The sequence below is a fragment of the uncultured Algibacter sp. genome (assembly GCF_947487605.1).
In the GTDB taxonomy this organism is placed as follows: domain Bacteria; phylum Bacteroidota; class Bacteroidia; order Flavobacteriales; family Flavobacteriaceae; genus Algibacter_D.
This window is the reverse complement of record NZ_CANKXK010000089.1, coordinates 1-202: the sequence shown is the minus strand read 5'-3', so window position 1 is coordinate 202 and position 202 is coordinate 1. Positions and strand designations below refer to the sequence as shown.

Sequence of the window (202 nt, the reverse complement as noted above, 5' to 3'; positions counted from 1 at the left end):
CAGCTACAACTTATTTTGTAAGAAGTGAACTAGCAACTGGATGTTACGATACCGATACCATTTTAATTTCTATTGACACACTCCCTTCTGTAAATGCTGGAGTTGCTCAATCTATTTGTATTGGTAATTCTTTTGATCTTGCTTCTATTGCTACTGGTAGTGGAACACTAACATATCATACATCTCAAGCTAATGCCGATAA

At 35.6% G+C, this 202-nt stretch carries 1 protein-coding gene; it reads left to right on the top strand.

The window, feature by feature from the left end; genetic code table 11:
- Window positions 1-202: hypothetical protein (locus Q0739_RS15045; protein WP_298239550.1), on the top strand; the 202-nt coding region annotated here is incomplete at both ends.